This window comes from Paenibacillus sp. P46E (genome assembly GCF_001909095.1).
Lineage (GTDB): Bacteria > Bacillota > Bacilli > Paenibacillales > Paenibacillaceae > Paenibacillus_AQ > Paenibacillus_AQ helianthi.
On the sequence record NZ_LVYZ01000044.1, the window covers coordinates 106,877 to 119,978 of the forward strand.

The window sequence follows — 13,102 nt, forward strand, 5'->3', positions numbered from 1 at the left end:
TCTTTACATTTCATTTTGAAAAAATTCCAGGAATGGCTTGCCATACTTCCGGTATTTCACTTCGCCGACCCCTTTGACTCTCAGCATTTCCGCTTCGGTCTGCGGACAAACCACGCTCATCTCGCGGAGGGTCGCATCATTGAAAATAATGTAGGACGGCACATGCTCGCGCCCTGCCAGCTCGCGGCGGATCAAGCGCAGCTGCTCGAATACCGTCTCATTGACAGCCGACGGCGACAAATCCCGGACACGGCTGCGGTCCCGCGAACCGGATGCACTTCCTCCGGTACGGAGTGGACGGGCCACACGCTGCAGTACCTGCCGCTGTCCGCGCAGCACTTCAGCTGCCAGAGGCTGCAGCCGTACAACAGGATACTGGCCCTCCGACAATGCCAGATAACCTTCTGAGATCATTACATTGATGGTCTCTGTAATCTCCTTCTCCGTGCGGCTGGACATCGCCCCGTGGGTAGGCAGATTCTCAAAGCCGTACTGCAGCACCTTTTGGTTACGTGAGCCTTTCAGCACAGAGGATACCAGGGCCACGCCATAACGCTCGCGCATGCGGTGGATACAGGAGAAAATCTTCTGGGCATCCACTGTCATATCTACCAATTCCCGTTCATCCGTACAAGAGCTGCAGATTCCGCACGGCTTGTCCCCGTGCTCCTCGCCGAAATAATCCAGCTGGGCACTGCGCAGACAGCGGGTGGTATAGCAGTAATCGATCATCTGCTGAAGCTTGCGGTATTCATTGGCTTTGCGGTCCGCGTCCTGCGGATTCTGCTCGATCAGGAATTTCTGCGTCATAATATCCTGGGCGCTGAAGAGCAGAATACACTGGCTGGGCTCTCCATCCCGTCCGGCACGGCCCGCTTCCTGCACATAGGCTTCCATATTTTTTGGCATATTGTAATGGATGACGTAACGTACATTCGACTTATCGATACCCATCCCAAAGGCGTTGGTAGCGACCATAACGCGGATATCGTCGTAGAGGAACCCTTCCTGGCTCTCAGCCCGCTCCTGATCATTCATTCCCGCATGATAACGCCCGGCGGCGACACCGGACGCCTGCAGCCGCTGATAGAGATCATCAACCTCTTTACGCGTAGCCGCATACACGATTCCCGGCTCATTAGAGTGCTGCGCGGTATAGTCCATCACAAACTCACGTTTGTTCTCCCCGCGCAGTACAGACATCGCCAGATTGTCTCGGCCCAGTCCGGTCATGAAGACCCCAGGCTGGCGAAGCCGCAGCAGCCGGACCATATCCTCCATCACCTCAGGCGTAGCCGTTGCGGTAAAAGCCGCAAGAATCGGCCGCTCCGGCAACTCCTCCACGAACGGGGAGACCGCCAGATAACTGGTGCGGAAATCATGTCCCCACTGGGAGACACAGTGTGCTTCATCCACTGCAACACAAGAGATAGCCAGTCCGGCCATTTCCAGGCGGAACCAGTCCAGCTCCAGCCGCTCAGGAGCCACATAGAGGAGCTTCAGCTCGCCCCGGCGTGCAGCGCGGATGCGATCATTGACTTCTTTGCCGCTGAGTGTGCTGTTGATATATGCGGCTGGAATTCCTGCCGTGGTTAGCGCATCCACCTGGTCCTTCATGAGCGAGATTAACGGGGAAATAACCAGGGTAAGCCCCGGCAGCAGCAGTGCGGGAACCTGATAGCAGATCGATTTCCCCCCGCCCGTCGGCATAATTCCCAGCGTATCGCGGCCTTCCAGCAAATTCATGACAATTTTCTTCTGGCCTTCCCGGAAGTCGGGATAGCCGTAATATTTTTGCAGTTCAGCCTGCGCCTGTTCCATAGTAGGTGCTTGCATCTTCATCTCTATCATAACTCCTTAAGACTTTCTATCTTTAGTTTACATAAAAAACCCTCTACTAACCAACACTTTATAGTGATCTTCCATACTGTCAGCCCAAAGGAGGCGGCCGAATGCAAGCTTGGAAAGAGAAATACGAATCCTATATGCACAAGCAAAAGCAGCCCTCCCCTGTACCTCCCGTTCCCGGCAATAACAAGATAAGCCTCAGCCTGAAAGAAAATACGGAAGATCTGCTCGACCGGCTCGGCCTAAGCGGAGATCTTGTCGTGCGTGATTTTCTGCTGTTCGGCAGATATGAGGCGGTGCTAATTTTCTTCTCCTCTCTGGTCAATCAGGAGCAGATTCAGGAATACATTCTCAGACCGCTCATGGACCGTTCTGCCGGTCATCCCGGAATGCCGGATAAGCTTGCTGATATGTCCCATTATATCTGGAATGTAGCGGTACAAGTCACACAAGGAACCACAGAACAAGACCTGTCCGCACTGCCTCCCGCAATCGTCAAGGGCCATCTGATTCTGCTCATAGAAGGTTCAAGTGAAGCTCTAGTGCTGGATATGCGGCAGATCAACATCCGAAGTGTAGAACAGCCACAGACGGAACAAGTGATCCGGGGCCCTCGGGAAGGATATGTGGAGAAACTTGAGAACAACCTCTCACTCCTGCGCTACCGCCTGCAGAGTACGGACTTCCGGATTGAAATCAGTCCGCTCGGAACCCGAACCCAATCCAGGGTGGCCTTGTGCTATTTGGACAGCTTGGCTGACCCGAAGCTCGTAGCCGAGGTGATGCGCAGAATTTCAATTATCCATACCGACGGAATTATCGATGCGGGCTACATCGAACAATTTATTGAGGACCAGCCGTTGTCACCCTTCCCGCAGGTTCAGAGTACGGAGCGGCCGGACAAAACCGTAGCTTCTTTGCTCGAAGGCCGGGTGGCTATCCTGGTGGACGGCTCCCCTTTTGCACTCATTGTTCCGGCTTTGTTCAACCAATTCTTCCAAACGGTTGATGACTATACGGAACGTTTTATTATGGGCAGTCTCATCCGGATGATCCGTCTGATCGCACTTGCTTTCTCCCTGTTTTTCCCGGCTCTGTACGTGTCCGTAATCTCCTTCAATCCGGAGCTGATGCCTACAGATTTCGCTGTAGCCATATCCGGGGGACGGGCCGGTGTTCCCTTCCCGGCTGTGCTGGAGGTGCTGATCATGGAGGTATCCATGGAGGTGCTGCGGGAGGCCACGATCCGCCTCCCGCAGATGATTGGCGGGGCCCTCTCCATTGTGGGCGTACTCGTGATCGGCCAGGCTGCGGTATCGGCGGGACTGGCAAGTCCGATCACTGTGGTTATTGTCGCGCTGACCACTATCGGCTCTTTTGCCACCCCGGCTTATAATGCCGCAATTGCTCTGCGAATGCTGAGGTTTCCCCTGATCTTTCTCGCGGGAATGTTCGGACTCTATGGTGTAATGATCGGTACGATCCTGATTATTAACCATCTGTTATTCCTCGAATCCTTCGGTGTCCCGTTTATGTCACCGTACATCCCCGGCAAATGGCGGGATTGGAAGGATACGCTGGTGAGGGCGCCTTTGTGGTGGATGCGCCGGCGGCCCAGTTTTTTGTATACCCAGGACAGCACCAAACTTCCGGACTCTGTACCTGGAACTTATATAGACCAGATACTTCAGCAAGGAGGAGAGACCGGTGAACCATTCCCGTCCGATCACGACCCTGCGCGCGGCAGCCGTAATCAGTAGCACAATCATTGGTGTAGGGTTACTCAGCTTTCCCCGCTACATGGCCGTTGCCGGAAATAGTGCCGGGCCTTTTGTGGCGCTCACCGGCATCCTGATTTCCTTCTTCAGCTTTTGGCTGCTTGCCTCCTTATGCCGCCGTTTCCCCACAGAATCATTGTTTGTATTCAGCCGCCGATTAATTGGCCGCCCGCTGGCCATGTTCTTCACTATGATCATATGGCTCATATTCATGACGCTTACCGGCCTTACTGCCCGCCAGTTTGGAGATGTCGCTACCAGTGTTTTATTCAATAAAACACCGATCGAAGCAACCGTTTTTCTGATGTTGCTGATCTGTCAGCTGTCAGCCAGAAGGAATATCATCAAGTTTTCCTACATTCATTTCTTCTATCTGCCGCTGATCATCGGCTCTGTTCTGGTGACCATTATGATTTCCTTGAGGAATGTTGATGTGCTGAACCTGCAGCCTGTTCTGACGGCTCCTACAGCCTCATTTTGGAAAGGCGCACGTGAAGCCAGCTACCTGTTCCAAAGCTCCTTTGTGATCACGCTGCTGATCCCTTTCATGAAGGCGCCAAAGCAGGCGGTACGCGCAGGGGCCATTGGTATTTTTGTATCGGGGGCTGTCTATTTGCTGATTGCTCTAGCATGTATTGGCTTGTTCGGCGCAGAGGAAACCAAACTGCTGGTTTACCCCACGCTGGAAACCGCCAGATCAGCGGCGGTAGGCGAAGGGTTTTTGGAAAGGCTGGATGCCCTATTTATTGTCATATGGGTAATTTCTGTCTATACCACCATTTACACTACCTATTACCTGGCATCCTATCTTCTGCAGAATCTGCTTGGTCTGAGAGATCAGCGGATGACCTCAAGCGCCGTGCTTCCTTTCCTTTTTGTGATCGCCATGCTACCGGAGAATGTCTTTGAGACCTATACCTGGTCACTGGCGCTGGGGAATGTCTCCATGTTCGTCTTGCTTGGCTACTCCATGCTGCTATGGGCGGTCTATGGGCTCCGCCGCTCCGGAAAGAGGGGCCTGTCATGAAAACTTTGTTGCGAAAAATAGGCTCGGTATTATTGCCGGCTGCCGTTATCGCTCTCTTCCTTACCGGCTGCTGGGATCAGGTTGAAATTGAGGACCGGGCATTGGTGCTGGGCTTATCCATTGATACTGCCCCGCCCGAAAAGGCAACCGAGGAAGAACAGGTCACCCATCTTAAGGATACTGAAATGCCGAATGAAATGATCAGTATCACAGCACAGATTGCTGTTCCAGGGCGGGTCCCGCTGGGCCCGGGCAGCGGCGGAAGCCAGGACGGAAAGATAAGCCCGGTGTGGGTGGTTACGGTGCTTGGACATTCGCTTGATGATGCCATGAACAATCTGCAGCAGCAGATCGCAGACCCCCGGTATCTCGTGCATTTGCGTGTGATCGTCATCAGCCAAGACATCGCCCAGGGAAGAATGGACGATCTGGATGATTATCTCCGGCGCAATCCCGAAGTCCGGCGCAGGACCTGGCTGCTGGTATCCGAAGGACGTGCCTCGCAGTTCATGGATGTCAAGCCTCCGCTGCAGCGCGTGCCAACGCTCTATGTGCTCTCCATGATGGAGAAAGCGGTAACCTCGGGCAAATTCCCCCCGGATTATATCGGCACCTACTGGTCGGCAGATTCCAAATGGGGACAAAGCGCCTATCTTCCTTATGTGGCACTCCGCAACAAAGAGAATATTCTGATTAACGGTCTGGCGTATTTCAGCCAGGGCAAAATGATCAACACTACACAGCCGCTTGAAATCGGCGCTTTCATGGCCGTTAAAGGAATGGACCCGGGTGGCTACTCTACCCTTTTCAAGACGAAGGAGCTCGGTATGGTCATGACCAAAATAAATAAGCGCTACACCAAGGCCCGCAGCTTCATCCGGGACGGCAAGCCGGTGCTATCCTTTGATATTAACTTTGAAGGGGATCTGGATGAGCACTATAACGGCAAGAAGCCTGCCGATTCCACTGCAAGACTGCATGAGATTGAGCGTGAATTCGAAAGGAATGCGAGGGGTGTGATCGGAAGGCTGATACGGCAGACCCAGAAGGATCATGCCGATATTTTTGGAATGGGAGAGGTTATCCGCGCCCACCACCCTGAGTATTGGAGACAGCACATTCATAACAAAAGTGACTGGGAAGTGCTCTACGGCAGCATCACTGTGGACATTAACCTAGAACTGCACCTGCGGAGAGTCGGACTTAAAAAGACTTAGGAAACGGGGAGATACTCATGGTCAGTCTATTTGCCAGTTCCGCCGCCATTGCGATGTTCTCCGCACTGATGCTGCTCACTGTAGACCGGAATATCTACAAATCCAGCGGGTGGGTAAAAGAAAAAAAATACGCCTCCGCACTGGGATGGTGCTTTGCCGGTATTGCCTTAATCGTCATCGCCTGGCGGATTATGATGATATAGCCGCCCTACAGCAGCCTGATGAACCCATTCCCGGCGCTCCGTAGTATTTCTTAACTGCTCATGGTATATTGAGGAGTACATTATTAGAGGACGGAGAATGCTTCCATGAATACAAGACGAAATCCCAAAGATAGTTCCAAACGCGGTGCGAGGCCGGGAATGAACGCCAAAGTTCAGCCTAAGTCCGGCACAAGAAGCTCTAATAGCAAAACGGGCGGCAAGCCGGAGGCCACAGCCAAAGCACCCGCTCCAGTTAAATCGTATACAGTGGCCGAACCTGCCGAGCTGCTGGCTTTTCTGCTGAAGACCGTCACAGGCCGTGGAAGAAACTCCATCAAATCCATGCTCTCCCGGGGGCAGGTTTCTGTGAACGGCAAGGCAGTGACCAAACATAATTTTCAGCTGCACCCTGGACAGACCATTACCATTGATCAGGAAAAGCCGGCCCAGGTGAAGGAAATGATCGGACTGACGATTGTGCACGAGGATGACGATCTGATTGTCATTCAAAAGGATGCGGGTCTGCTGTCCATCGCCACCGGCGAAGACAATGAACTGACCGCCTACCGCCAACTGATGGAACATGTACGCCTAAGCAACCCCCAGAACCGCGTCTTTGTGGTACACAGGCTGGACCGCGACACTTCCGGGGTCATGATGTTTGCCAAGAGTGAACCGCTTCAGCAAATGCTGCAAAATACGTGGAAAGACACGGTGAAAGAACGCTCCTATGTAGCTCTCGTCGAAGGTGTTGTCAAAAAACCGGAGGGCACCATCAGCTCCTGGCTGAAGGAAACCTCGACGCTCAAAATGTATTCCAGCCCCCATGAAGGGGATGGCCTACACGCCGTGACCCACTATAAGCTTATTCAGGCCAACCGCCACTTCTCTTTGCTGGAGGTACACCTGGAGACCGGACGCAAAAATCAGATCCGTGTGCACATGTCCGATATCGGACATCCGATTGCCGGAGACAAAAAATACGGTGCAGAGACCAAAGCGGTGGGCCGGCTTGGACTGCATGCCCGCGTGCTCTCCTTTGTACATCCGACCACCGGAGAATTGCTCACCTTTGAGAGTGCCATCCCTAAGACGTTCCTGAAATACTCAGCACCTGCACCAACGAACTAAAGTTCCATTCATCCTTATAGGGGTGCTTATCCGGCTGATCAGTGGGATAAGCACCCTTTTCATCCGGCATAGAACGTGCCTCCCGGCCCCGCAACATTTTCGCAGCAATCGGCGTCATGATACAATATAGAGAAACATAAGAAGGTGCCATTCATGTTCCATCCTACTGTCTTTGACAATATTAAAATTGCTTTTGAAAACCAGCTCTACGACTATGATAATCTGGATGGCATTCTAGTGATAACAGACCGGACCGATCTACTGAACCTCGCGCTGATGTCGCGGGAATTCAGCCTATCCTTCAAGCTGACCGATGGCAGAAATGTGACCTCCGAGGTGGTGCTGCTCTCATCTGTGAAGGAGCTCAGCGATGAAATTCTGGAAACTCCGGGCAGTAATCCCGGCTGCAGCCTTCTTTTGCGCTTCTATATGGAAATTGAGGATGTTAACGTCCAGTGTCCGGCGATTGATGATGTCCTCTCCGCGATCTGGGGACCTGATTTCCAGCCTGTTCAATCCCTGAGTTACCTTTACGGACAGGATGCCGATACGTACAACAACTGCATCGAATTGCAGTTCAAGAGACAAATTACCGAAGATCAAATGGAGGATATCCCCAATCTTCTAAAGTTTCTTTTGCAAAGTGCTGAGGAGCTGGAGGACATCTAAATATTCCTATAAACGAGGTGGAGAATTCATGAGTTTCCTGCCAACCGCCAAAAGCAGCCGCTGGTACATCTGGTTCCCCGTCTATGCCCTTCTTCTGTGGCTGCTGCTGATTCTGCACCGTTTTGTCCTGCTGGACAAGGAATTCAGTGCTCTTCTGCTCGGCCGATATGCCGCGCTTGCGCTCGGCGTGTCCATTATCGTGAACGGCTTCGGCTGGCTCGGCGCAAGGCTGGTGTGGCTGATTACCACGGCAGGGATTCTGATTGGGCTGGGACTCATGATTGTCTACACCTACCGGGAAATGTCCGGATGGGAGGATCTGGCGGGCTTTCTCACGTTTGCCATGTTCACCCTTGGAGGCTTTGCGGCCGGCCTGCTCACGGAGGGAATCTATTGGTTGGCCAGACGCAGCCGAAGCGCATAATTCCTTATGAATAACGAAGCTTTGTCAACCATCAGGACCACATGATAAGGGGGTAGCCCATGTCCAATTCCCTTCTAACCAAAAAAGCCCTCGCCCATTCGCTGAAAGCCCTGATGGAGCATATCCCGCTGAACAAAATCTCCGTTAAGCATCTGGTAGACGATTGCGGGCTGAACCGTCAGACGTTCTATTATCATTTCCAGGATATTTTTGAGCTGCTGGGCTGGATTTATCAGACAGAAGCTGTGGAGAGCATCGCCCAGTACCGCAGCTACAGCACGTGGACGGACGGATTTTACCGGATCTTTTGCTATATTGGGGCCAATAAAGCCTTTTGCTGCAATACGCTGGACTCTCTGGGCCGAACGCATCTCGATGCGTATCTGTATGAAGTGACGAATGACCTGATTATGGGGGTTATCCAAGAGCTCGCGGGTGATTTGGAGGTTAGCGGTGAGGACAAGCGGTTTATTGCCAATTTTTATACGCTGGCTTTTACGGGACTTGTGATCCAGTGGATGCGCGGCGGCATGAAGGAAGAGCCGAAGGTGATCATCGATAAGCTCAGTGTACTTATTGAGGGCAATTTTGCCAAAGCGCTGCATCAATATGCAAGAGTAGACGGTCTTACCAACCTCTAAGAGAGGCGATTTCCGTCGGAAAACCTTACACTTTGCCTCAAGTGACCAAAATTCATACACTCGCAGACTTTTGACCATACTCACCGCGTCAGCCTTGGTTTACATTAGGGACAGCAACAGCAAACAGCAACCCTATGGAGGCGACTCACAGTGAAAAAAGAGTACGGTAACGGCCAGGTTTATTTTGTCGGCGGCGGTATTGCATCCCTTGCAGGTGCGGCCTACCTCGTCAGAGACTGCGACTTCCCCGGACAGAACATTCACATTATTGAAGAGATGAAAATCCTCGGCGGCAGCAATGACGGCTCGGGCAGCGGCGAACAAGGCTATGTCATCCGGGGCGGCCGGATGCTGAACGATGAAACCTACGAGAATCTCTGGGAGCTCCTGAGCACCATTCCTTCGATCGACCATCCGGGGCAATCGCTGCGGGAGGAAATTACAGCATTCGATGATGCCAACCCTACACACTCCAATGCCCGCCTGATTAACCGGGAAGGTGAAGTCGAGGATGTACTATCGATGGGCTTCGACATGGCGGACCGTCTGGCTATGGGCAAGCTGATTATCACTCCCGAAGACAAAATGGGCAAGGCACGGATCAACGACTGGTTCGGCCCTCATTTTTTCCAGACCAATTTCTGGTACATGTGGGCAACGACGTTCGCCTTCCAGCCCTGGCATAGTGCGGTTGAATTCAAAAGATATATGATCCGCTTCATGCATGAATTCCCGCGTATTCAAACGCTTGAAGGAGTCACCCGCACTCCTTATAACCAATATGATTCCATTATTCTGCCGCTGCACAAGTATCTGGAGCCTTTCGGCGTAGATTTCACCCTGAAATGCACAGTCACCGATCTGGATTTCAAAGACAGCGAAGGGATTACAGTTACGAAAATGCATGTGCTGCGCCAAGGCGTGCCGGATGTCATCGAGATTAGCGAAGAGGATCGCGTAATCATTACGAACGGCTCGATGACCGAAGGCTCCAGCCTCGGTTCGATGACAACCGCTCCGCGACTGAACGGCAAGGGAAGCTCCTGGAAGCTATGGGAGAATATCGCCGCCAAGAAACCGGGTCTCGGCAATCCCTCCCCTTTCGACGATCATGTGGAAGGCTCAAAATGGGAATCGTTCACCGTAACATTCCAGGACTCGGCATTCTTTGATCTGATGGAAAAGTTCACTCGCAACCGGGCCGGTACAGGCGCCCTTGTAACCTTCAAGGATTCCAGCTGGTTCATGTCTGTGGTGCTGGCGTTCCAGCCGCATTTCCGCAATCAGCCGGAGCATGTCAAGGTATTCTGGGGCTACGGGCTGTATCCGGACAAGGTCGGTGATTTCGTAAAAAAGAGAATGTGCGACTGTACTGGTGAAGAAATTATGCAGGAGCTGATCGGCCACCTTCATTTCGAAGCGCATAAGGAAGAGATCATGGCTACCGCCAACTGTATCCCATGCATGATGCCATACATTACCTCCCAGTTCATGCCGCGGCTGAACAGCGACCGGCCGCAGGTCGTTCCAGCGGGGTCAACCAACCTCGCCTTTGTCGGCCAATACTGCGAGATCCCGGACGACGTAGTGTTCACCGAGGAGTATTCCGTCCGGGCAGCCAGAATTGCCGTCTATACGCTGATGGGCGTGAACCGCCCTGTGGAACCGATTAAGCAGCATCACTATGATGTGCGGACATTATTTACGAGCTTTGTGACTTCGTTCAGATAACTGCTGGTGTACCTGTTGCCGCTGCTTTCCCTCCATTCAAAAGCCCCCTTACCGTTAGCCATTGTTAACGGGAGGGGGCTTTTGTGCAGCTTCATGTAAGCACTATTCATTCATCCGGCCCAAGACCGGAGGTCCTGGATTCGATCGGACATGAAAAATCAGATACTGCAGGAGCCGTCGTCACAGCCCTCGGCATCTGCCGCTTTGGACTGGGGCTTACCGACTACCTGAAGCTCAGGGGTGTTTTTCTCTTCCGCCCAGACCGTATCCAGTACTTCGGAGAAAACCGGCCCCGGCTGAGCGCCCGAAACGGCATATTTATTATTGAAGACAAAGAAAGGCACGCCTGTGATATTCAGCCGTTGTCCTTCCGCGATATCTGTGTTTACCGCATCGGCATAAGCGTCTGTCTCCAGCATAGCCGCTACATCTGCAGCATCCAGTCCAACCTCGGCAGCCAGGGAAGCCAGCTCCTGACGGTCTGCCAAATTATGCCCATTGGTAAAATAAGCCGCCAGCAGCCGCTCGGACATCTCAGGACCTTTGCCCTTGGCGGCAGCATAGTGGCCTAACCGGTGGCTGTCAAAAGTGTTTGTATTCTGCACGATATCAAAGTTGAAATCCAGACCAACCCCTTTGGCTTGTTCTGCGAGTTGAACGTTCGTCGCTATCGCTTTCTCACGGGTCATGCCATATTTGGCAGCCAGCATATCATAAATATCCATGGTTGCCTGAACCGGAGCATTCGGATCGAGCTGGAAGCTGCGGAAAACCACTTCTACCTTGTCTTGGCCTTCGAACTGGCTCAATGCGTTCTCCAGCCGTCTTTTGCCGATATAACAGAACGGGCAGGCATTATCGGACCATACATCTATTCTCATAGGGATTCCTCCTAAAGTTAAGTAACTAAATATTTGTCACTTACAATTGTATAGTTAAAAACCGAAAATTACAAGTATATTTCACCACTTCGGCCTTACCTTCTCCAAATATGCACCGAATCCGCAAAAAAGCGCCTCACTCCGCAAAAAGCCTGCCGGCATTCTTTGCGGAGCGCAGAGCGCTGTAGAGATCGGTATATGTTAGGTTCTACACACGTTACCACGTTGTACTCGGGCTGTTCAGACGGGGGTGCTCAGCTTCGTTGCAAAGCCGTCCCCGCCAAATTGAGCCGGCAAAGGGTCAATCCCCAGACTCTCCTGCAGCAAATTATACAGCCTGGCACCGATGATCTCCTCAGAATAGTCAGAGCGGACGATCTGCAAAGCGGCTTCCCCCATTTCTGCACGCAGCTCCGGATTGGCTAGCAGCGTATCGAGTGAGGCAGCGAGTGCGGATGGGCTCAGCCCTTCAGCAAGCAGGCCGTTCACCCCGTGCTGCACCAGCCCGCGTACTCCCATTACATTAAAGGCAACCGTTGGCAGCCCGCAGGCACCAGCTTCCAGAATGACCAGCGGCAGCCCTTCATACCGTGAAGGCAGTACGAAAAGCTCGGAAATACTGTAGTAGCTGGCCAGGACCTCCTTGTTGCGGATCGTACCGAGAAGAATCATACGGTCCTCAAGACCTTTTTCAGCAATCAGCGCCTTCAGGCTCTGCTCATCCGGCCCGCCGCCGGCGATCAGTACCTTCAGGCCCGGAATGGAACGCAACTGCTCCATGGCCTGAACCAGCAGAGAATGTCCTTTTTGATGCTCGAACAAACGCCCTACAGTGATAATATATCTGCTGTCCGGGTCCAGCCCAAGTGCCGTCAGTGCCTGTTCCTTGTCCCGCTTGTAAAAGACCGCCGAATTCACAAAGTTCGGCAGCAGCCGTATCCGGTTCGCGATATGCGGGAAATGGCTTACCATACTTTTCTGTTCATCCTCATTAAGTGTGGTCAGAAAGGAGGCCTTGTGCAGCGTATGTTTTTTGATTGGCAATATCCATTTATGAATGCTGCCTCCGTGATATGCGGCTATGATTGGGATGTTCAGCTGCTTGGCCGTTGAAGCCAGCCGTTCAAAACGTCCGGAAGCATATTCCTGGGCATAGATCAGATTAATCCCATCCCCCCGCAGAATCCCGGCCAGGTCCTTTTGAATGGTGGAGATATATTGGGAGATAAATTTACCGATGGGCGTCCGGTGCGAGTGCGGGATCAGACAATACGTTTTATATAGTCTCCCTACAGGGATAAATTTAACCGTGCAATCCACCATGCCATGCTGGTAAGTTCTGACCTCATCACCGACACGGGTGAAGTTATAAATAGTGGTACGGATGCCTTTGGTTTGCAAGAGACGCGCATAATCGAATGAAAAATCGTTATGATACGAACTTACATATTCCTCTTCACTGAGACCCAGGCCCTTCACGAAGAAATCTTCAAAGTAATTAGTATGCATAAAGATCCCGACATGCATAACGTCTCCTCCTTAAAGTTTTGAT

General features: G+C 52.3%; 12 protein-coding genes. 9 read left to right on the forward strand and 3 right to left on the reverse strand.

Annotation, left to right across the window (positions count from 1 at the left end):
- Positions 1–3: 3 nt before the first annotated feature.
- Positions 4–1,842, reverse strand: a complete 1,839-nt coding sequence (gene recQ, locus A3849_RS16300; protein ID WP_074112362.1) for a DNA helicase RecQ — start codon at positions 1,840–1,842, stop codon at positions 4–6.
- 110 nt (positions 1,843–1,952) lie between these two features.
- Between recQ and A3849_RS16305 the strand changes: the two genes are divergently transcribed.
- The 9 genes from A3849_RS16305 (at position 1,953) to A3849_RS16345 (ending at position 10,669) form a co-directional block, all read left to right on the forward strand.
- A complete protein-coding gene (locus A3849_RS16305; RefSeq protein WP_074112363.1) occupies positions 1,953–3,608 on the forward strand; it encodes a spore germination protein in 1,656 nt (551 codons plus the stop codon).
- Entirely contained in the window at positions 3,556–4,653 is a 1,098-nt protein-coding gene (locus A3849_RS16310) for a GerAB/ArcD/ProY family transporter (protein WP_074112364.1), read from the forward strand. The genes A3849_RS16305 and A3849_RS16310 overlap by 53 nt, the downstream gene beginning before the upstream one ends.
- Positions 4,650–5,870 carry a Ger(x)C family spore germination protein gene (locus tag A3849_RS16315; protein ID WP_074112365.1) on the forward strand — a complete coding sequence of 407 codons (1,221 nt, stop codon included), beginning with the start codon at positions 4,650–4,652 and terminating at the stop codon, positions 5,868–5,870. Before A3849_RS16310 ends, A3849_RS16315 begins: the two co-directional genes overlap by 4 nt.
- A 17-nt stretch (positions 5,871–5,887) precedes the next feature.
- The gene (locus A3849_RS16320; RefSeq protein ID WP_074112366.1) at positions 5,888–6,073 is read left to right on the forward strand and encodes a CLC_0170 family protein; all 186 of its coding nucleotides are present in this window, start codon (positions 5,888–5,890) and stop codon (positions 6,071–6,073) included.
- Between the two features lie 105 nt (positions 6,074–6,178).
- On the forward strand, positions 6,179–7,204 hold the full coding sequence (locus A3849_RS16325; protein ID WP_074112367.1) for an RluA family pseudouridine synthase: 1,026 nt from the start codon (positions 6,179–6,181) through the stop codon (positions 7,202–7,204).
- Positions 7,205–7,357: 153 nt separating this feature from the next.
- Entirely contained in the window at positions 7,358–7,873 is a 516-nt protein-coding gene (locus A3849_RS16330) for a hypothetical protein (protein WP_074112368.1), read from the forward strand.
- 28 nt (positions 7,874–7,901) lie between these two features.
- A complete protein-coding gene (locus A3849_RS16335) occupies positions 7,902–8,297 on the forward strand; it encodes a hypothetical protein (RefSeq protein WP_074112369.1) in 396 nt (131 codons plus the stop codon).
- 59 nt (positions 8,298–8,356) lie between these two features.
- The gene (dhaS, locus tag A3849_RS16340) at positions 8,357–8,938 is read left to right on the forward strand and encodes a dihydroxyacetone kinase transcriptional activator DhaS (RefSeq protein WP_074112370.1); all 582 of its coding nucleotides are present in this window, start codon (positions 8,357–8,359) and stop codon (positions 8,936–8,938) included.
- A gap of 150 nt (positions 8,939–9,088) precedes the next feature.
- Positions 9,089–10,669: an oleate hydratase gene (locus tag A3849_RS16345; protein WP_074112371.1), complete on the forward strand. Its 1,581-nt coding sequence runs from the start codon at positions 9,089–9,091 to the stop codon at positions 10,667–10,669.
- A gap of 158 nt (positions 10,670–10,827) precedes the next feature.
- Here the strand turns inward: A3849_RS16345 and A3849_RS16350 are convergent, their stop codons facing one another.
- Together A3849_RS16350 and A3849_RS16355 are read right to left on the reverse strand one after the other, a co-directional pair.
- Positions 10,828–11,550, reverse strand: coding sequence for a DsbA family oxidoreductase (locus A3849_RS16350; RefSeq protein ID WP_074085874.1), 723 nt, complete (start codon positions 11,548–11,550; stop codon positions 10,828–10,830).
- A gap of 240 nt (positions 11,551–11,790) precedes the next feature.
- Positions 11,791–13,077, reverse strand: a complete 1,287-nt coding sequence (locus A3849_RS16355) for a glycosyltransferase family 4 protein (protein WP_074112372.1) — start codon at positions 13,075–13,077, stop codon at positions 11,791–11,793.
- Positions 13,078–13,102: the final 25 nt, after the last annotated feature.